At 64.0% G+C, this 18089-nt stretch carries 18 protein-coding genes; 8 read left to right on the top strand and 10 right to left on the bottom strand.

The genetic code is table 11. The annotated features are described in order from the left end of the window. Window positions 1-24: 24 nt before the first annotated feature. Together RPC_RS14120 and RPC_RS14125 are read right to left on the bottom strand one after the other, a co-directional pair. Window positions 25-1245 carry an LL-diaminopimelate aminotransferase gene (locus RPC_RS14120; protein WP_011473261.1) on the bottom strand — a complete coding sequence of 407 codons (1221 nt, stop codon included), beginning with the start codon at window positions 1243-1245 and terminating at the stop codon, window positions 25-27. Between the two features lie 212 nt (window positions 1246-1457). Further along, on the bottom strand, window positions 1458-1793 hold the full coding sequence (locus RPC_RS14125; protein ID WP_415914709.1) for a transposase: 336 nt from the start codon (window positions 1791-1793) through the stop codon (window positions 1458-1460). Between the two features lie 342 nt (window positions 1794-2135). On the opposite strand from RPC_RS14125, the gene RPC_RS14130 reads away from it, so the two are divergent. After that, window positions 2136-3941, top strand: coding sequence for a PHA/PHB synthase family protein (locus RPC_RS14130; RefSeq protein WP_011473263.1), 1806 nt, complete (start codon window positions 2136-2138; stop codon window positions 3939-3941). A 195-nt stretch (window positions 3942-4136) separates the two neighbouring features. Beyond that, a complete protein-coding gene (locus tag RPC_RS14135) occupies window positions 4137-4535 on the top strand; it encodes an MAPEG family protein (protein WP_011473264.1) in 399 nt (132 codons plus the stop codon). A gap of 202 nt (window positions 4536-4737) precedes the next feature. Here RPC_RS14135 and RPC_RS14140 read toward each other — a convergent pair whose 3' ends face one another. The 6 genes from RPC_RS14140 to RPC_RS14165 form a co-directional block, all read right to left on the bottom strand. After that, a complete protein-coding gene (locus tag RPC_RS14140; RefSeq protein ID WP_011473265.1) occupies window positions 4738-5100 on the bottom strand; it encodes a hypothetical protein in 363 nt (120 codons plus the stop codon). Between the two features lie 133 nt (window positions 5101-5233). After that, complete coding sequence (locus RPC_RS14145; RefSeq protein WP_011473266.1) at window positions 5234-5836, bottom strand: class I SAM-dependent methyltransferase; 603 nt, start codon at window positions 5834-5836, stop codon at window positions 5234-5236. Further along, complete coding sequence (gene argC, locus RPC_RS14150; RefSeq protein WP_011473267.1) at window positions 5833-6888, bottom strand: N-acetyl-gamma-glutamyl-phosphate reductase; 1056 nt, start codon at window positions 6886-6888, stop codon at window positions 5833-5835. The genes RPC_RS14145 and argC overlap by 4 nt, the downstream gene beginning before the upstream one ends. Next, window positions 6885-7568, bottom strand: a complete 684-nt coding sequence (locus tag RPC_RS14155; RefSeq protein WP_011473268.1) for an FMN-binding negative transcriptional regulator — start codon at window positions 7566-7568, stop codon at window positions 6885-6887. Before RPC_RS14155 ends, argC begins: the two co-directional genes overlap by 4 nt. A 598-nt stretch (window positions 7569-8166) precedes the next feature. Continuing rightward, the gene (locus tag RPC_RS14160; RefSeq protein ID WP_011473269.1) at window positions 8167-9156 is read right to left on the bottom strand and encodes an MBL fold metallo-hydrolase; all 990 of its coding nucleotides are present in this window, start codon (window positions 9154-9156) and stop codon (window positions 8167-8169) included. Between the two features lie 117 nt (window positions 9157-9273). Continuing rightward, a complete protein-coding gene (locus RPC_RS14165; RefSeq protein ID WP_011473270.1) occupies window positions 9274-9804 on the bottom strand; it encodes a DedA family protein in 531 nt (176 codons plus the stop codon). A 372-nt stretch (window positions 9805-10176) separates the two neighbouring features. On the opposite strand from RPC_RS14165, the gene parE reads away from it, so the two are divergent. Both parE and RPC_RS26225 read left to right on the top strand, forming a co-directional pair. Next, window positions 10177-12234, top strand: coding sequence for a DNA topoisomerase IV subunit B (parE, locus tag RPC_RS14170; protein WP_011473271.1), 2058 nt, complete (start codon window positions 10177-10179; stop codon window positions 12232-12234). Between the two features lie 58 nt (window positions 12235-12292). Next, entirely contained in the window at window positions 12293-13336 is a 1044-nt protein-coding gene (locus RPC_RS26225) for a hypothetical protein (protein ID WP_011473272.1), read from the top strand. A 57-nt stretch (window positions 13337-13393) separates the two neighbouring features. Here RPC_RS26225 and RPC_RS14180 read toward each other — a convergent pair whose 3' ends face one another. Both RPC_RS14180 and RPC_RS14185 read right to left on the bottom strand, forming a co-directional pair. Next, window positions 13394-13726, bottom strand: coding sequence for a HigA family addiction module antitoxin (locus tag RPC_RS14180; RefSeq protein ID WP_011473273.1), 333 nt, complete (start codon window positions 13724-13726; stop codon window positions 13394-13396). 12 nt (window positions 13727-13738) lie between these two features. Further along, on the bottom strand, window positions 13739-14026 hold the full coding sequence (locus RPC_RS14185) for a type II toxin-antitoxin system RelE/ParE family toxin (RefSeq protein WP_011473274.1): 288 nt from the start codon (window positions 14024-14026) through the stop codon (window positions 13739-13741). Between the two features lie 108 nt (window positions 14027-14134). Between RPC_RS14185 and RPC_RS14190 the strand changes: the two genes are divergently transcribed. The 4 genes from RPC_RS14190 to RPC_RS14205 all read left to right on the top strand — a co-directional run bounded on the left by RPC_RS14190 (window position 14135) and on the right by RPC_RS14205 (window position 17947). Continuing rightward, entirely contained in the window at window positions 14135-14320 is a 186-nt protein-coding gene (locus tag RPC_RS14190; protein WP_011473275.1) for a hypothetical protein, read from the top strand. A gap of 101 nt (window positions 14321-14421) precedes the next feature. After that, window positions 14422-14889, top strand: a complete 468-nt coding sequence (locus RPC_RS14195; protein ID WP_011473276.1) for a hypothetical protein — start codon at window positions 14422-14424, stop codon at window positions 14887-14889. A gap of 359 nt (window positions 14890-15248) precedes the next feature. Further along, entirely contained in the window at window positions 15249-16739 is a 1491-nt protein-coding gene (locus tag RPC_RS14200) for a DEAD/DEAH box helicase (RefSeq protein WP_041801831.1), read from the top strand. A 140-nt stretch (window positions 16740-16879) separates the two neighbouring features. Beyond that, the gene (locus RPC_RS14205) at window positions 16880-17947 is read left to right on the top strand and encodes a GGDEF domain-containing protein (RefSeq protein WP_011473278.1); all 1068 of its coding nucleotides are present in this window, start codon (window positions 16880-16882) and stop codon (window positions 17945-17947) included. Window positions 17948-18089: the final 142 nt, after the last annotated feature.

The raw sequence follows: 18089 nt of genomic DNA on the forward strand, positions 1-18089 counted from the left end.
CGGCGGTCGGTTTCGGGATCACGCCTATCGCCGGGTGGCGAGTGGAACGACGTTGTGCAACGTTTCAATGCCGGTTTCAAGGAAGCGGCGCACGCCGCGGGCGGCCTGGCGGATCCGCTGCTCGTTTTCCACCATGGCGATGCGCACGAAGCCCTCGCCGTGCTCGCCGAAGGCGACGCCAGGCGACACCACGACGCCGGATTTCTCCACCATCAAGGTGGCGAATTGCATCGAGCCGACCTCCTTGAAGGCCGGCGGCAGCCGCGCCCAGGCGAACATCGAGGCCTGCGGCGGCGGAATCTCCCAGCCGGCGCGGCCAAAACTCTCGACCAGCGCGTCGCGGCGCTTGCGGTAGGTGTCGCGCATCTCCTTGATGCAGTCGTCGGGGCCGTTCAGCGCCGCGGTGGCGGCGACCTGCACCGGGGTGAAGGCGCCGTAATCGAGATAGGACTTCACCCGCGCCAAAGCGGCGATGATGCGCTCGTTGCCGACCGCAAAGCCCATCCGCCAGCCAGCCATCGAGAAGGTCTTCGACATCGAGGTGAATTCGACGGTGACGTCCATCGCGCCCGGCACCTGCAGCACCGAGGGCGGCGGGTTGGCCTCGTCGAAATACACTTCGGCGTAGGCCAGATCCGACAGAATATAGATCTCGTGCTTCTTCGCGAACGCCACCAGATCCTTGTAGAAATCCAGGCTCGCCACATAGGCGGTCGGGTTCGACGGATAGCAGACGATCATCGCGATCGGCTTCGGAATCGAATGGATGATCGCGCGCTCGCAAGCCTCGAAGAATTGCGGCGTCGGCTCGGACGGCACCGAGCGGATCACACCGCCGGCCATCAGGAAGCCGAAGGCGTGGATCGGATAGCTCGGGTTCGGGCACAGCACGACGTCGCCAGGAGCGGTAATCGCTTGGGCGACGTTGGCAAAGCCTTCCTTGGAGCCGAGCGTCGCCACCACCTGGGTGTCGGGGTTCAGCTTGACGCCGAAGCGGCGCTCGTAATAGGCGGCCTGGGCCTTGCGCAAGCCGGTGATGCCGCGCGACGCCGAATACCGGTCGGTGCGCGGTTTGCCGAGGGTCTCTTTAAGCTTTTCAATGACATGCGCCGGCGCCGGCAGGTCGGGATTGCCCATCCCGAGGTCGATGATGTCCGCACCGGCGTTGCGCGCAGCAGCCTTGGCCCGATTGACCTGTTCGAACACATAGGGCGGCAAACGGCGGATGCGGTAAAATTCTTCCATAGTCGTGACTCCCGAACCTTGGCGGCAGGATCGTTAGCGCGTTCTTACCCGAAGGGGAATCCGATTCGCGTGAAGAATCGCTGGTTTTCGCGATTTGGCGCAAGATCGCCAGCCTAGCTGGCATGCGTCGCGGACGTGGCCCGGGCATTCCCCGGACGGCGCGATCTTATCATGGCGGCGGCTGGATGCCAGTTGGTCCGCAGGCCGGGGAGCTATTTGGCCGCCGAGGCCGAGGCTGTGGCTCCGGCGGCCGCCGCGGCGGCGGCGGTTTGCCGCTCGCGGGTGGCGATCAGTTCGCTTTCCAGCTTGGAGCGTTCGCCGGGTTCCATGGCCTTTTCTTCCCGCCCCGTCGGCAAGGCGTTCACCGCGAGGTAGCCGTTGGAATCCTTCTCCTGGTCGTCACTGACGCCGAGCAATGGCATATCGGAGACCGGTATCGAACAACCGCCGAGCGGCAGCCCGGTCACAAGCCCGACCAACAGCAGCGCCACGGCGGGCGCACCGCTGCGCAGGCGCCGGCGGGTGCTGGTCGGCTCTGAACTTGTCACATTCCCTCGCATGTCGCGGCAATAGCATTGAAGCGGCAAGAGTCCAGACCGAAATGATACGATCCGCGGTCCACATGACAAGCCGCGCAGCCGTCCGAGATGCCAAAGCCGTGCCGGCTTTTCAGCGTCCCGCGCTTGTCCTGAACCGCAACCATCCAACCTCCGGCCTGTTATTCCAGAGCCAGCAAAGCCCGACACTGGGTCGCCAATATGGCCTGAAACGAGCTTTTTGTCGCAGTGCAATACATAGAAACCCGCGACAGCAACCGAAATTGTGCCATCATCGCCGCAGGCGGTGTCAAACTGCGGTGGGATCGTGAGACGAACCTTAAGAGTGGCACGATGAGTGAGATGATCACCGAAACCAAGCCTGCCCCGGGCTTCGACCCCGAGGCTTTCGCGCTCAATCTGGCGCGCGCCATGGAGAACAGCGGCAAGGCGCTGGCAACTTATTTAAAGCCGCGTGACAGCGCCGAGCCGCTCGACAAGCCGCCGGCGGAACTCACCGAAGTGGTGAAGACGCTGTCGGCGGTGGCGAACTACTGGTTGTCCGACAAGGACCGCGCCACCGAGATCCAGACCAAGCTCGGCAAATCCTATCTCGATCTGTGGGGCGTCGCGATGCGGCGGATGGCCGGCGAAGACGCCGCCGCCGTCATCGAAGTGCCGCCGCGCGACAAGCGCTTCAGCGCCCCGGAATGGAAGTCCAGCCCGTTGTTCGATTTCCTGGTGCAGGCCTATCTGTTGACCACGCAATGGGCCTACCAGCTGGTGCGCGACGCCGAAGACATCGACCCGCATACCAAGAAGAAGGCCGAGTTCTACATCCAGCAGATCACCAACGCGCTGGCACCGTCGAATTTCGTGCTGACCAATCCGGAGGTGCTGCGCGAGACGCTGGCCTGCAACGCCGACAATCTGGTGCGCGGCATGACCATGCTGGCCGAGGACATCGCGGCGGGCAACGGCCAGTTGCGGATCCGGCAGTCCGACCCGGCCAATCTGGAGGTCGGCGTCAACATGGCGACGACGCCCGGCAAGGTGATCTTCCAGAACGAATTGATGCAGCTGATCCAATATCAGCCGACCACCGAGAACGTGCTGCGCACGCCGCTGTTGATCGTGCCGCCGTGGATCAACAAGTATTACATTCTCGACCTCAAGCCGGAAAAATCCTTCGTCAAATGGTGCGTCGACCAGGGCGTCACGGTGTTCGTGATCTCCTGGGTCAATCCCGACAAGAGCCTCGGCCACAAGACCTTCGACGACTACATGAAACAGGGTCCGCTGACCGCGATGGACGTCATCGAACAGGTCACCGGCGAGATGAAGGTGCACACCATCGGCTACTGCGTCGGCGGCACCCTGCTCGCCGCGACGCTGGCCTGGCTCGCCGAAAAGCGCCGGGTCCGCGTCACCTCGGCGACGCTGCTCACCACCCAGGTGGATTTCACCAATGCCGGCGATCTCTTGGTGTTCGTCGACGAGGATCAGATCGCCGCGTTGGAGCGCGAGATGCAGGCCAGCGGCGTGCTGGAAGGCTCGAAGATGGCGATGGCCTTCAACATGCTGCGCTCCAACGACCTGATCTGGTCCTATGTGGTCAATAACTATCTGAAGGGCCAGCCGCCGTCGGCGTTCGACCTGTTGCACTGGAACTCCGATTCGACGCGGATGCCGGCGGCGAACCATTCCTATTATTTGCGCAACTGCTATCTCGACAACCGGCTGTCGGCCGGCACCATGGTGCTGGACAACACCCTGCTCGACCTTTCCAAGGTCAAGGTGCCGATCTACAACCTCGCCACCCGCGAGGACCACATCGCGCCGGCGGACTCCGTGCTGTACGGCTCGCAATTCTTCGGCGGCCCGGTGAAATACGTGCTGTCCGGCTCCGGCCACATCGCCGGCGTGATCAACCCGCCGGCCGCGGGCAAGTATCAATATTGGACCAACGAGGCCAGCACGGCGTCGACCGTCGCCGAATGGATCAAGGGCGCGCAGGAGCACAAGGGCTCGTGGTGGCCGGACTGGCGGCAATGGCTGACCGGCATCGACCCCGAAGAAGTCCCGGCGCGCAGCGTCGGCACCGAGGCCCTGCCGCCGCTCGAGGATGCGCCGGGCAGCTACGTCCGGGTGCGGGCCTGAGCACCTCATCTCGTCATTCCGGGGCGCGAGGGCGAAAGCCCGAGCGAACCCGGAATCTCGCAACCGGTTTCGATCAGCCCCACGCGGAGCGAGATTCCGGGTTCGCTTGCCCTGCGGGCGCGCGCCCCGGAATGACTTCGAATTGACCACATCATATTGAAAACCATACGCCTATCTCTCTGAAAGGATTCTGCGATGACGCGCGAACTGTTCTGGCTGACGCTGACGGCGATGCTGACCGGGGTGATGTGGCTGCCCTACATCCTCAACAGGGTGCAGGTCCGCGGGCTGTCCGGCGCGATGGCCAACCCGTCGCGGACCGACAAGCCGCAGGCCCCGTGGGCCACCCGGATGATGTTCGCGCATGAAAACGCCGCGGAAAATCTCGTGGTGTTCGCCACCCTGGTGCTGATCCTCAACACCATCGACTATTCCAACAAGTGGACGGTGCTGGCGGCGGCGACCTATTTCTGGGCGCGGCTGGTTCACGCCATCGTCTACACGCTCGGCATTCCGGTGGCCCGCACCCTGGCCTTCGTGGTCGGCTTCGCGGCGCAGGCGGTGCTGGCGCTGGCGATCTTCCAGATCGTTTGACCTAGAGACTTCGGTTAGGATTGAACCATCCAACCAAAATGTCGCCGTCATTCCGGATTGCGAGTTCGAAGAACGAGCAAGTCCGGAATCCATACTCCCTGCGGTGGTTATGGATTCCGGGCTCACTCGCAGCGAAGCTGCTCGTGCCCCGGAATGACGGCCCGGGAGTCTTGAACCGCATCAATCCTAACCAAAAAATGCTCTAAATCGCCGACAGCGCGGCCAGCAACAGCGCGAAGCCGGCGAGGCCCACGCTGACGTGAGTGCCGAGCAAGACGTTCGCCGCCACCGGCGAGCGTCGCGCCAGCGCGGCGATGAAACCGGAAAACGCCGACACCGCGAACAATCCCGCGGCGATCTTGGCGAACGAGCCGGGCGCCGCCAGCGCGGTGCCGTCCGGCGCGCCGTGCAGCAGCATCACCAGCGTTTCCAGCCCGCCGAAGCCGAGCAGCAGATGCAGCGCCACCAGCCCCTGCCTGCGCTCGCCGCGCAGAACCAACAGCAGCAGATACAGCCCGAGCAGCGCGGAAGCGGTCAACAGCGCAACAACCGGCGTCGGGGTCATGCGTCATCCTATCGAGTGGCGGTTGCCGACATTCAAGAATGCATCGCGCCAACCGTCAATCGGATTGTCGGCGCGCCTGGCTTGTAGCACGGCCCTCGCCGATCACGCTTTGGCGAGTCTCCAGAACGCGCCGCTACGATTGCTTCTGCACCATGACGTGCAGGAAGCTCGCCAGCTCGCCGTCGAACCCTTTGCCTTGGTCGCGCGCGACGTCGATCGATGCCCAGCCGCCGGCCTCGGCATAGCGCGCGCGAAGCCACTCCTCCGACGGATAGTTGTAGTAGCGCGCAAGCTTGTCGCGACCCTCGCCCTCGCCGGATTTGAAGCTGGCATAAAACCAGCCGCCGGGCTTCAGCGCGCGCCAGACCCGCGACAACACGGACGCCAGCTCATCGCGCGGCACGTGCAACAGGCAGGCATAGGCCCACACCCCGTCATACGCAGCGTCCGCGTCGAGTTCGTGGAACAGCATGGTTCTGACCTCGCGGCCGAGTCTCTGCTGCGCTTGCGCGGCCATTTCCGCCGAGCCGTCGGTCGGATGCACATCGAAGCCGGCGGCCAGCATCTGCGCCGCCTGATAGCCGGCGCCGCAGCCGAGTTCGAGGATGGATCCGCCCGGCGGCAGCGCCGCCAGGAATCCCGTCATCTGCTCGGTGCCGCGCGGCTGACGCTGCGCATAGGTCTCCGCATTGGCGCGATAGAATTTCAGCGTGTCGTGATCGGCGGCGTCGCTCATGGGAACATCGCCGGCTGATCGATCCCGGTCGACTCCACGAAGCCCAGCATCAGGTTCATGTTCTGCACCGCCTGCCCCGAGGCGCCCTTGGTGAGATTGTCGAGCACCGCGACAATGATGGCGCGGCCCTCGATGCGGTCGGCGGCGACCCCGATCATGGTCATGTTGGAGCCGCGCACGTGTCGCGTATGCGGCGTCTGGCCGAACGGCAGCACGTGCACGAACGGCTCCTTGGCATAGGCCTCAACCAGGATCGCGTGCAGCTCCTGCGCGGTCTTGCCGCGCCGGCCGCGCACATAGATCGTCGACAGGATGCCGCGATTGATCGGCAACAGATGCGGCGTGAACGACACCACCACCGGCTTGCCGGCGGCCTTGGCGAATTCCTGGTCGAGCTCGGCCATGTGGCGATGATGACCGACGCCGTAAGCGTTGAATCCCTCGGAGACTTCCGAGAACAGCATGGCTTCCTTGGCGGCGCGGCCGGCGCCGGTCATGCCGGATTTGGCGTCGATCACGATCTCGTCGGGCTCGATCGCTTTCGCCTTCAACAGCGGCACCAGCGGCAATTGCGCACACGACGTGTAGCAGCCGGGATTGGCGACCAGCCGCGCCTTCTTGATGTCGCGGCGATAGACTTCCACCAGGCCGTACACCGCCTCCTGCTGCAGCTCCAGCGCCTGGTGCTCGTGGCCGTACCATTTGGCATAGGCCGCGGCATCGTCGAGCCGAAAATCGGCCGACAGGTCCACCACCTTGGTCTCCGGCGCTTTGGCCAGCAGATCCTTCAGCACCACTTGCGTGGTGGCGTGCGGCAGCGCGCAGAACACCAGATCGAGCGCCAATGCCGCCCAATCGACGCCGTCGATCGCCACCAGTTGCGGCAGCTCGTAGGGCGCAAATTGCGGGAACACGTCGCCCATCGCTTGGCCGGCGCGGCGGTCGGCGGTCAACAGCACCAACTCCACCTTGGGATGGCGCAGCAACAGCCGCACCAGTTCCGCGCCGGTGTAGCCGGAGGCGCCGAGGATGCCGATCTTCTTCTTACTCATCTGCTCTCTCCCGCGGCCATCGCCGCGTCGGTGGTCGGATTGGTCTGTGTGAATAGCTGCGGCCGCATCGCGCGCATCTGCGCCGCCACGTGTTGCGCGGAACAATCCTCGCGACGCGCCAGCGCCGTCGTCACCGCGAGGTGATCGGCGTCGGATTTGTGCTGGTTCAGCTTGAAGCTGCCCTCGACCTCGTCCACCCGCATCATCACGCCCATGATCGCCTGCTTCATCGCCTCGCGCCGCCCCGCCGCCATCTTGGCGAAACGCCACGGCGGCTTCGGCGCCAGCGAGCTTTCGAACGCCTCGGTCACGGCGTCAAGATGCTGGTCGAGTTCGCGATCCGACATCAGCGCCGCCGGTCCCGACAGATGCACGCTCTGATAGAGCCAGGTCGGCACCTGCTCCGGCGAGGCATACCAGTCGGCGGAGACATAAGCGTCGGCGCCGTTCACCGCCATCAGCCACGGCGTGCGGCCGTCGCCGAGCCGGGTCAGAGGGTTCTGCCTTGCGACGTGGAACGTCAACAGCGGCGTGCCATCGGAAGAAAATTCGATCACGAACGGCACCGCGGCGCCGATCGGCTTGCCACCGTCCCAGCCGCAGACGGTGCCGAAACCGCGCGCGGCGGCAAAGCCGAGCATGGCGGCGCGATCAGGCTGAAATCTAGGCGGGGTGTACATGGCAGGCTCCTGCTGCGTGAAGGAGCCGCCGGATCAGACCACGAGAGAGTTTTGCAAAACCTGCCGCGGAGAAAATCCGGCGGCAGGAAGGTCGATCGCTAAAGCGTCAGTTCAAGACGCGCAACATCGCTCCTGCCGCGAGATGCGGCGACGGACGGCGTGTTTGGCGGTCGACAGCGTGGTCATGCTCGTTTGATACGGGTGCGGCGGCGGGGCGTCAAGGGCAACGAGCCAGTTACTTGCAGCCTGTGTCCCGGACGCGACGCAGCGCGCAAGCGCTGCGCGCGAGCCGGGACCGTTCCAAGCCATGCGGTCCGTCACGGCCCCGGATCTGCAGCGCACCATGCCGCTCACGCGGCGCGCTGCGCTGCGTCCGGGGAACGGCACCGCCGCGCGTCGCCTGCGGATTGCTACTCACGAAGTCGTATCGAGAGACACTCACCTCTCCGCGTCATGGCCGCGCTTGTCGCGGCCATCCACGCCCACAAAGCGACGCCCTGCCCGTTTCGGTGGATGGCCGGAACGACGCCCGGCCATGACGTGTCGGGCGAAGTGCCGATCAGCGACGCAGCATTTTCGTCGGCCGCTGCAGGCGCGCTCAGATCGTCGGATTCCACAGCGCCGGGACCACGCGATAGCCGGCGCCGTCCTTCTCGATATTGCCGAGGCCGGGGAACGGATAGTGATAGCCCTGCACCTGCAGCCGCTCCGCCACCAGCATGTCGTAGACCTTGCGGCGGGTGGCTTCGGCCTGATCGGGGATCTGATCATAGGTGATATGCCAGCCCGGATTGCGCGCGAACAGATCCGGATTGTTGGTGACGTCGGACTGGATGAACACGCGGTCGTTGCCGGACGACAGCACGAACGAGGTGTGGCCCGGCGTATGCCCGGCGGTCTCCACCGCGAGCAGGCCGGGCGCGACATCCTTGCCCCATTCGTACGGCGTGACCTTGCGCTTCAAGGCGTCGAACACCCGGCGGTTGTCGGCGAACACCGCCTGCATCCGGCCGGCCGGCGCCCGGCTCATCTCGCCGTCGTCCATGAAGAACTTCCATTCCGCAGCCGGCACCAAAATCTCGGCGTTGGGAAACGCCGGCTGGTTGTCGGCGGTCAACAACCCGCCAACGTGGTCGCCGTGGAAATGCGAGATCACCACGGCATCGACCGCTTTCGGGTCGAATCCTGCGGCGGCGCTGTTGGCGGTGAACTGGCCGACCGCGCCCTTGCTCTTGTCGAACGCCGCAGCCCCGCTGCCGGTGTCGACCACCACGGTCTTGCCGCCGGTGGCGAGCACCAGAGGCCCGAAACTGATGGTGATCTTGTCCTTGGGCCGGAAGGCTTTTTGTAGCGCTTCGTTGACCTCGCTCTTGTCGGCGTTGAGCACGAATTTGTCGGCGAGCGGAAACGTCGCGGCGCCGTCGGAGACCACGGTGACCAGAATGTCGCCGACCTTGTAGCGATAGTAGCTCGGGGCCTGTTTGTCGGGGAGCGGCGCTGCGGCCAGCGCCGGCGCCCGCGATAGCAACAACGGCGAGGCGGCGAGCGCGGTGGCGCCGGCCAAAGCATGGCGTCGTGACAGCTTCATGGCAGATCTCCTTTGCGCGACGGCGGCCCGGCGGCCGTCGGATTCCGATGATGAACCTATCAGCGTTTGCATGACGCCGCGACGGCGCCCGGGGCGAGACCGCCGTCCCGCGCGGGGCTACAGCGCTTTCCAGAGCCACTCCACGATCAGACCGATGACGTCGCCGAACAGCAGCAACACCGCCGCCCACACCAGCGCGGAGAGAAAATTGGCGATCTGGAACGGCCAATACGGCATCTCGAAAATCCCCGCCGCCAGCGGCACCGCGGCACGCAACGGGCCGAAGAACCGGCCGAGGAAGATGCTCGGCACCCCCCATTTACGCACGAAGGCTTCGCCGCGCGGCAACAGCCCAGGATACAGCGACAGCGGCCAGATCTTCGCCACCTGATGCTTGTAGCGATGGCCGAACCAGTAGGACAGCCAGTCGCCCAGCGCCGCGCCGACCGCGCCGGCGAGACAAATCGGCCAGAACGACAAATCGCTCGGCCCGATCAGCGCGCCGATCGCCACCAGCGCGCCCCAGGCCGGAACCAGCAGGGAAATGAACGCCAGCGATTCGCCGAACGCCAGCAGCATCACGATCGGCGCGGCCCAGGCCTGGTGCAGTCGCACGAACTCGATCAGATCGCGCACCGCGCCTTCCATACTACCCTTGCCTCATCCTACCGCCGCAACCTCCGGCGTATCATCGAACCATTAAGACGGCGCCAAGCCGCCGGAACAGCTATGCTGTCGGCCGCGATCACATCAAGTCACAAACCCGGATGCGAAGGGCTCTCGTGTCCCGGACGCGGGGCAGCGCCCTGGCGCTGCGCCGTGAGCCGGGACCGTTCCAGATTCCGAACTCCGTAACGGCCCCGGATCTGCGGCGCACCACGCCGCCGAGGGCGGCGCGCTGCGCCGCGTCCGGGGCACGGCGGCCCCTCGGCGTCGCCCGGCGTCACATTTGCAACCCTTCCGTGGCATAGTCAGAGGCACCGATTCGCAGCTGATACTGCACGCAAGACATTAGGAACCATGGCCAAGGCATTGAAGGCGAACACCAAGTCGAAGGCGGCGGAGGACCTGTTCGGGGCCCCGCAGCCGAAACTCCCGGCTGCTGCAAAGGCGGCCCCGCGGGCGTCGAGCGCCGAGGGCGACTATACCGCCGCCGACATCGAGGTGCTGGAGGGGCTGGAACCGGTGCGTCGCCGGCCCGGCATGTATATCGGCGGCACCGACGAAAAGGCGCTGCACCATCTGTTCGCCGAGGTGATCGACAATTCGATGGACGAAGCCCTGGCCGGCCACGCCACCTTCATCGAGGTGACGCTGGCCGCCGACGGCTTCCTCACCGTGTCGGACAACGGACGCGGCATCCCGGTCGATCCGCACCCGAAATTCCCGAAAAAGAGCGCGCTCGAAGTCATCATGTGCACGCTGCATTCCGGCGGCAAGTTCGACTCCAAGGTTTACGAGACCTCGGGCGGCCTGCACGGCGTCGGCGTCAGCGTGGTCAACGCGCTGTCCTGCCTGCTCGAGGTCGAGGTGGCGCGCAGCCAGCAGCTCTACAAGATGACGTTCGAGCGCGGCCTGCCGATGGGGAAACTGGAAAGCCTCGGCAAGGTCCACAACCGCCGCGGCACCACCATCCGCTTCAAGCCGGATCCGCAGATTTTCGGGCCGAAGGCGGCGTTCAAGCCGCAGCGGCTGTTCAAGATGGCGCGCTCCAAGGCCTACCTGTTCGGCGGCGTCGAGATCCGCTGGCATTGCGATCCGGAACTGTTGAAGGGCCTGGAGGGCGTGCCGGCCGAAGACACTTTCCACTTCCCCGGCGGTCTGAAGGACTTTCTCGGCGCCGCGATCCACAACGACACTTTGGTGCATCCCGACATCTTCTCCGGCCGCTCCGGCCGGGTCGGCGCCCATGGCGGCTGCGAATGGGCGGTGGCCTGGACGGCGGACGCCGACGGCTTCCTGTCATCCTACTGCAACACCGTGCCGACCCCGGACGGCGGCACCCACGAAGCCGGCATGCGCTCCGCCCTGCTCCGCGGCCTCAAGGACCACGCCGAGCGCGCCGGCCAGGGCAAGCGCGCCTCATCGATCACCTCGGAAGACGTCATGGTCGGCGCCGCGGTGATGCTGAGCGTGTTCGTGCGCGAGCCCGAGTTCCAGGGCCAGACCAAGGATCGCCTCGCTACCGCCGAGGCGCAGAAGATCGTCGAACAGGCCATCAAAGACCCGTTCGACCATTGGCTGAGTGGCAATCCGCTGCAAGCCAACAAGCTGCTCGAATTCGTGCTTGAGCGCGCCGACGAACGGCTGCGCCGTCGCCAAGAGAAGGAAATCTCCCGCAAGACCGCGGTGAAGAAACTGCGGCTGCCCGGCAAGCTCGCCGACTGCACCAACACCGCGGCGGAAGGCTCCGAGCTGTTCATCGTCGAAGGCGATTCGGCGGGCGGCAGCGCCAAGCAGGGCCGCGACCGCAAGACCCAGGCCATCCTGCCGTTGCGCGGCAAGATCCTCAACGTGGCCTCGGCGACCCGCGACAAGCTCACTGCCAACGCGCAGCTCTCCGACCTGATGCAGGCGATCGGCTGCGGCAGTGGGGCGAATTATCGCGAGGACGATCTGCGCTATTCGCGGATCATCATCATGACCGACGCCGACGTCGACGGCGCGCATATCGCCTCGCTGCTGATCACTTTCTTCTACCGGCAGATGCCGAAGCTGATCGACGAAGGCCATCTCTATCTGGCTGTCCCGCCCCTGTACCGCCTGACCCACGGCGCCAAGACGGTGTACGCCCGCGACGACGCCCACAAAGAGCAACTGCTGAAATCCGAGTTCAACGCCAACGCCAAGGTCGACGTCGGCCGCTTCAAAGGCTTGGGCGAAATGATGCCGGCGCAGCTGAAAGAAACCACCATGGACCCGGCCAAGCGCACGCTGCTGCGCGTCGCGCTGGCGGACATCGACCGCGAAGGCACCGCGGATTCGGTGGAGCGGCTGATGGGCACCAAGGCCGAAGCCCGCTTCGCCTTCATCTCGGAAAAAGCCGAATTCGCCAGCGAGGATTTGTTGGACGTGTAGCGCGCCCTTCATTGTTATTTGCTGTGAAGCAACAGATTCGCCGAAGTCTAGGACGCCGATGGCTACCCCCAATTCACACGACCCGTCTTTTTGGGCAGCTGTCGAGATTATAAAAAAATCTCGAGAAACCAAACTCTGCATGGCCTCTTCCAGCAGCGATCCATGCACCGGTCCGATTATTGCGGCGCATACTATTCCAAGAAGCCAATTGCAGCACCTTGCCGAAGACGGTCATGTGTTCACGCTCTTTGGAAACCTTCAGACGTTTGCCAAAACGCAAGGAAAATTGGAGTTGGCAAGAAAGGGCATAAGGACCTTTTCCACCCTCAACTGCTTTTGTTCGCATCACGACGTAAGCGTATTCTCGCCGATTGAAAACGCCCCACTTACCTTCACGCCCCAACAAATTGCCTGCCTACATTATCGCGCGATTGCAGCTGAGATGTATCGGAAAATGACTGCATTGGCCGGCCTCGAAAAGACGCTATCCGACCTTCCAAAGAGTAAAAAAATGAAGCGCACGACCCGACAGGACTTTGCGCAGCGCGTCCTATGTGGAACGAAACTGGGACTCATAGATGTCGGCCGCACTTTCCAAAGGTGCGAGGACGCTCTGTTTTGCGGGCGGTTCGATGATGTAAGCGGTTTGATGATAAAATTTCGTCAACCACCCACTCTGATGAGTGTTGGCGGCTTTTCGCCGGCGTTCGACTACAGGGGGCGACGACTTCAGGACCTTAGCGATGAAACCGCTTCATGCGATCAAGTTTCGATCTCTGTTCTTTCATCTTTCGGAAAAGCGGCCGTAATCTTTGCATGGGTCAAGGGCGCCAACGCTCCGAAACTGTTTGCTGAATCGTTCCTCAGACAGCAGAGCAGTCACTACACGACCCTAATTATCCAAACTCTGTTCGAGCATCTCGAAAACACATGCATGAACATAACATGGTGGGATGGCTTGCGTTCTATTGAGCGAAAACTCCTAACGGAACGGATGCAGGCGGCGATTGAGCCAGAGCGGCGTCCCAGTGCGGCTTACACTTATTGCGGCGTCACTTTTGACGACTGGGGTTATGAAGATCACGAATACATAAATGCCTGAGGCGTCGGCTTTTTCAAATTTTAGTTAGGTGTTATCCGCGAGAACGTCATGCCAATCTTAGGCGGCGTTGCCCCTCGGGGTCGTAGCCTGTCTTGCCAAGCTCTCGGCCACCTCGGCCGGCCTCACCCGCTTGTTGATGTCCGCGCCCTTGTCGCGCTCGACGACGGCGATGTCGTATTGGCTTTGCAGATCGAGCCAGAATTGCGGAGCGTTGCCGAAGTAGCGCCCCAGCCGCACCGCGGTGTCGGCGGTGATCGACCGCCGTCCATTGAGAATATCGGTGATCCGACCGGAGGGCACGCCGAGATCGAGCGCCAGCCGGTTGGCGCTGAGCTTGCGGGCGCCGAGTTCACGCTTCAGAAGCCGGCCGGGGTGTGATGCGGGTGCCACGTCGTTTGGTTCCTAACCCTTGTGATAATCAACGATTTCCACGTCGAACGCATCGCCTTTGCGAAATTCGAAGCAGATCCGCCAGCGATCATTCACGGTCATCGCCCATTGCTTGCTGCGTTCGCCCTTCAGCTTGTGCAGACCAACGCTACGCAACGGACTGAGATCCTGCAGCGTCTTGGCCGCGTTCAGCGCCAACAACAGATCGATGGCGGCCTCCACGTCCAGCCCGCGGAACTGATTGGACGGATGGCCCTCCCAGAGTTTGCGGCTCGCGGCGTTTCGCCAGGACCGGATCATGGCATAAACGTACTACGGCAAACGGATTGAGACAATTTGCATTTTGCCGCTGCGAGGCTACTATTTTGCGATCATTTGCGGCCTTGGTCTCAACATTGCGAGCCTCCCATGCGCATTCTGCTGCTGATCGTCGGTATCCTGACGCTACTGATCGGCCTGATCTGGACCGGCCAAGGTGCCGGGATCATCAACTGGCCGGAGACCAGCTTCATGCTGAAGCAGACGCAGTGGATCTATTACGGCGGCGCCACTGCGCTCGGCGGCGCGGTGCTGATCTGGCTGTCGCGACGCTAGCGGCACTGCACGCCTGAGCTAGCCTGCGCCCTTTCCAGCCGGCCCCTCACGGAACGAAGCCCGCGCGATCGCATTGATGCCGCACACGCGCGGAGGATCACATGCGGCTGCGACATCTGTTGATCGGGATCGCCCTGTTCGGCGGCGTCGCTCCCGCCGCGGCGCAAGGTTGGCAGCGCTACCAAGTGCCGGCGAGCGGCGCCAGCGTCGAGATCCCGACCGATATCTTCAGCGAGGACGCCGGCAGCGTCGAGACCGGACACGGCCGCCGCTTCCTGACCGCCGATCACCGCGCCGACCTCATCGTGCAGTCGGTGCCGAACGCCTCGGGTGATACGCCCGCGACGTTTCTCGCCAAGAAAGGACCGCCGCCCGGTATCATCTACCGCAGGATCACGCCGCGGTTCTTCGTGGTCTCCAGCGTGCGCAACGGCAAGATCTGGTACAATCGCTGCAACCGCGGCCAAAGCGCGATGCACTGCGTGCTGATCAACTATCCCGCGGCGGAAAAGCGCCGATGGGACGGCGTGGTGACCAGGATCAGCCGCACGCTGCAGAGCGGCGCTTAGGACTCCTTGCAAAACGACGAGTTGGTCCAGCGGGGCCGTGCCGTGGGCCGCACAGGTGCCGCTAAAAGAGGCGCATTTATCCGGAAACATTAAGCTTTCGGGGCGTCGGGACAGATGGCGGATTGACTTTGGCCAATTCGCCCCTATGTTCCGGCTTGACGCGGCCCGGTATCGAAACGCGATAACTCGAGTAAGCCGCCTGTCAGCGTAGCTCATTCCCCGTGCAATATTGCGTGCCGTTCCGGGGTTGGACGCGACAGTGAACGTCCGAGAATCAAACGGCGGTTCGACCAGAGGCGTGATCCCGAAAAGTGGTTGTCCGGTTTTCGGAGCCGATCATGCCCAATAACAGAGGCTCAATGTCTTTTACCCATCTCGGCTTGTCCGACAAGGTGCTCGCCGCCGTCGCGGCCACCGGCTACACCACCCCGACCCCGATCCAGGACCAGGCCATCCCCCACGTGCTGGCCCGGCGCGACGTGCTCGGCATCGCCCAGACCGGCACCGGCAAGACCGCGGCCTTCGTGCTGCCGATGCTGACGCTGCTGGAAAAGGGCCGCGCCCGCGCCCGGATGCCGCGCACCCTGATCCTGGAGCCGACGCGAGAACTCGCCGCCCAGGTCAAGGAGCAGTTCGACAAATACGGCGCCGGCCAGAAGCTCAACGTCGCGCTGTTGATCGGCGGCGTCTCGTTCGGCGACCAGGACATCAAGCTGACCCGCGGCGTCGACGTCTTGATCGCCACCCCGGGCCGCTTGCTCGATCACACCGAGCGCGGCGGGCTGTTGCTCACCGGCGTGGAACTGCTGGTGATCGACGAAGCCGACCGCATGCTGGACATGGGTTTCATCCCCGACATCGAACGGATCTGCAAGCTAGTCCCGTTCACCCGGCAGACGCTGTTCTTCACCGCGACGATGCCGAACGAAATCCGCCGCATCACCGAGACCTTCCTGCACAATCCGGTCAAGATCGAAGTCTCCAAGCCGGCCTCTACCGCGGTCACCGTGACGCAGTCGCAGGTCGCGACCGGCCGCGAGCCGCATGAGAAGCGCGAGACGCTGCGCCGGCTGTTGCGCGACGCCAAGGACCTGCAGAACGCCATCATCTTCTGCAACAGGAAGCGCGAAGTCGCGCTGCTGGCGAAATCGCTGGAAAAACACGGCTTCAGCGTCGGCGCCTTGCACGGCGACATGGAGCAATCCGCCCGCACCGCGGCGCTGGATCAGTTCCGCAAGGGCGAATTGCCGATCCTGGTGGCCTCCGACGTCGCCGCCCGCGGCCTGGATATTCCCGAGGTCAGCCACGTCATCAATTTCGACGTGCCGCATCACCCCGACGACTACGTGCATCGGATCGGCCGCACCGGCCGCGCCGGACGCGCCGGCACCGCGATTTCGATCGTCTGCCCGTCTGATACCAAGTCGATCGCCGCGATCGAGAAACTGATCGGCCAGGACATTCCCAAGGCCGACCTCGGGGTCAGCGACTTCGTTGAAGCCTCCGTTGAAGAAGCCCCTGCAAGACGTTCGCGTAGTTCGCGGAAATCGTCCGAGTCGCGCGGCCGCGAGGAGCGCAGTTCGGAGCCTCGGGCGCAGGAGCAGGAGGAGCGCAAGCCGCGCCGCGAGCGCAGCCGCGGCGGTCAGGACCGACCCGAGCGCAGCCACGAACCGCGTCGCAATGACGAGGCCGTCAAGCCGTTTGTACCACCGGTGCCGTTGCCGCCATCGCAGACCCCATCGATCGGGCGTACTCCCGCACCGCGGCCGTCGCGCGAGCCCGATCTGGAACCGGCCGATCACTCGCATCTGCCGGCGTTTCTGCTGCGACCTGTTCGCGCACGCGGTTAAATCCTGGGGAATCCCTTGGGGGAATGTACGGATCGTTTACCCGACGTTCACCGCTGCGGACGTAGCCTCACCTCATATTAACGGCGTTATTGCCGCCGTCGAGGTTTCGGGCACCGTCGCCCGCAGCAGGGACGCGAAAAGTGATTGCACCCAGGGACGAGCACGAACGCACCATGGCCTATGCCGAGGTGGCGTTGCGTCAGATCAGATCGTTGCGGCAGGATGCGCTGCCGCGCAACTACGAGATCTGGTACGTCTATGCGACCGGGCACAATGCCCCGCTCAACAAGATCATCAACGAAACGCTGGCGCGCAGCGGCAAGCTGAGCGAGTCCGACCTCGAACAGATCTACGACACCTATTTGTCGCATGGTCGTACCACCGACCGCATCGACAAGATCGGCGCCCGCGTCGTCAGTGAAATCGAGGACGTGATGTCGCTGATCACCGACGCGCTCGGCTTGACCGCGAGTTTCGGCGACAATCTCAGCGGCGCCAATCAGAAGCTGTCGCTCGCCAAGGATCGCGCCCAGGTCAAGGCGGTGGTCGAACGGCTGGTGGCCTCGACCCGGGAAATGCAGCAGGCCAACAACGCGCTGGAGACCCGGCTGTCGACCTCGAAGCTCGAGATCAACAATTTGCAGCACAATCTCGAGGCGATCCGCGCCGAAAGCCTCACCGATCCCTTGACCGGTCTCGGCAACCGCAAGCACTTCGACCGCGCGGTCGACGACGCCGTGCGCTGCGCCTCGGCGAGCCGGCAACCGCTGGCGCTGCTGATGATCGACATCGATCACTTCAAGTCGTTCAACGACACCTATGGCCACCTCACCGGCGACCAGGTGCTGCGGCTGGTCGGCATGTCGCTGAAGCAGAGCATCAACGGCCAGGATATCATGGCCCGTTACGGCGGCGAGGAATTCGCCGTGGTGCTGCCCAACACCGGGCTGCGGCAGGCGATCGCGGTCGCGGAGAACATCCGCCAGACCGTGACCTCCAAGGAACTGAAGAAGAAGTCCACCGGGGAAATTCTCGGCCGCGTCACCATCTCGGTCGGAGTGTCGACGCTGCGAGCCGACGACGATACCGACTCGCTGATCGAGCGCGCCGACAGCTGCCTCTACGCCGCCAAGCGCAACGGCCGCAACCGAGTGATCTGCGAAATCGACCGCGACGACCTCGACCACGACCGCATCCAGGTGGCGTGAACTCGACATCGCCGCGCCTCGCCTGCAGCAACCTCAACGCCGTCATCCTGAGGTGCTCGCCGCGCCCCGATCACGGCCTCGCCCCGCGATCGCCACAGGCGAGCCTCGAAGGATGCGGACGCGGGTGCACGCGTCGCCGAGC

Source organism: Rhodopseudomonas palustris BisB18 (assembly GCF_000013745.1).
Taxonomy (GTDB): domain Bacteria; phylum Pseudomonadota; class Alphaproteobacteria; order Rhizobiales; family Xanthobacteraceae; genus Rhodopseudomonas_A; species Rhodopseudomonas_A palustris_F.

Coding starts and splice junctions, on each gene's coding strand:
- RPC_RS14195 (WP_011473276.1), top strand. CDS start 14,422: ATGCGGCTGCGACATCTGTTGATCGGGATCGCCCTGTTCGGCGGCGTC.
- RPC_RS26225 (WP_011473272.1), top strand. CDS start 12,293: ATGGCTACCCCCAATTCACACGACCCGTCTTTTTGGGCAGCTGTCGAG.
- RPC_RS14190 (WP_011473275.1), top strand. CDS start 14,135: ATGCGCATTCTGCTGCTGATCGTCGGTATCCTGACGCTACTGATCGGC.
- RPC_RS14165 (WP_011473270.1), bottom strand. CDS start 9,804: ATGGAAGGCGCGGTGCGCGATCTGATCGAGTTCGTGCGACTGCACCAG.
- parE (WP_011473271.1), top strand. CDS start 10,177: ATGGCCAAGGCATTGAAGGCGAACACCAAGTCGAAGGCGGCGGAGGAC.
- RPC_RS14155 (WP_011473268.1), bottom strand. CDS start 7,568: ATGTACACCCCGCCTAGATTTCAGCCTGATCGCGCCGCCATGCTCGGC.
- argC (WP_011473267.1), bottom strand. CDS start 6,888: ATGAGTAAGAAGAAGATCGGCATCCTCGGCGCCTCCGGCTACACCGGC.
- RPC_RS14160 (WP_011473269.1), bottom strand. CDS start 9,156: ATGAAGCTGTCACGACGCCATGCTTTGGCCGGCGCCACCGCGCTCGCC.
- RPC_RS14135 (WP_011473264.1), top strand. CDS start 4,137: ATGACGCGCGAACTGTTCTGGCTGACGCTGACGGCGATGCTGACCGGG.
- RPC_RS14120 (WP_011473261.1), bottom strand. CDS start 1,245: ATGGAAGAATTTTACCGCATCCGCCGTTTGCCGCCCTATGTGTTCGAA.
- RPC_RS14130 (WP_011473263.1), top strand. CDS start 2,136: ATGAGTGAGATGATCACCGAAACCAAGCCTGCCCCGGGCTTCGACCCC.
- RPC_RS14185 (WP_011473274.1), bottom strand. CDS start 14,026: ATGATCCGGTCCTGGCGAAACGCCGCGAGCCGCAAACTCTGGGAGGGC.
- RPC_RS14140 (WP_011473265.1), bottom strand. CDS start 5,100: ATGACCCCGACGCCGGTTGTTGCGCTGTTGACCGCTTCCGCGCTGCTC.
- RPC_RS14200 (WP_041801831.1), top strand. CDS start 15,249: ATGTCTTTTACCCATCTCGGCTTGTCCGACAAGGTGCTCGCCGCCGTC.
- RPC_RS14145 (WP_011473266.1), bottom strand. CDS start 5,836: ATGAGCGACGCCGCCGATCACGACACGCTGAAATTCTATCGCGCCAAT.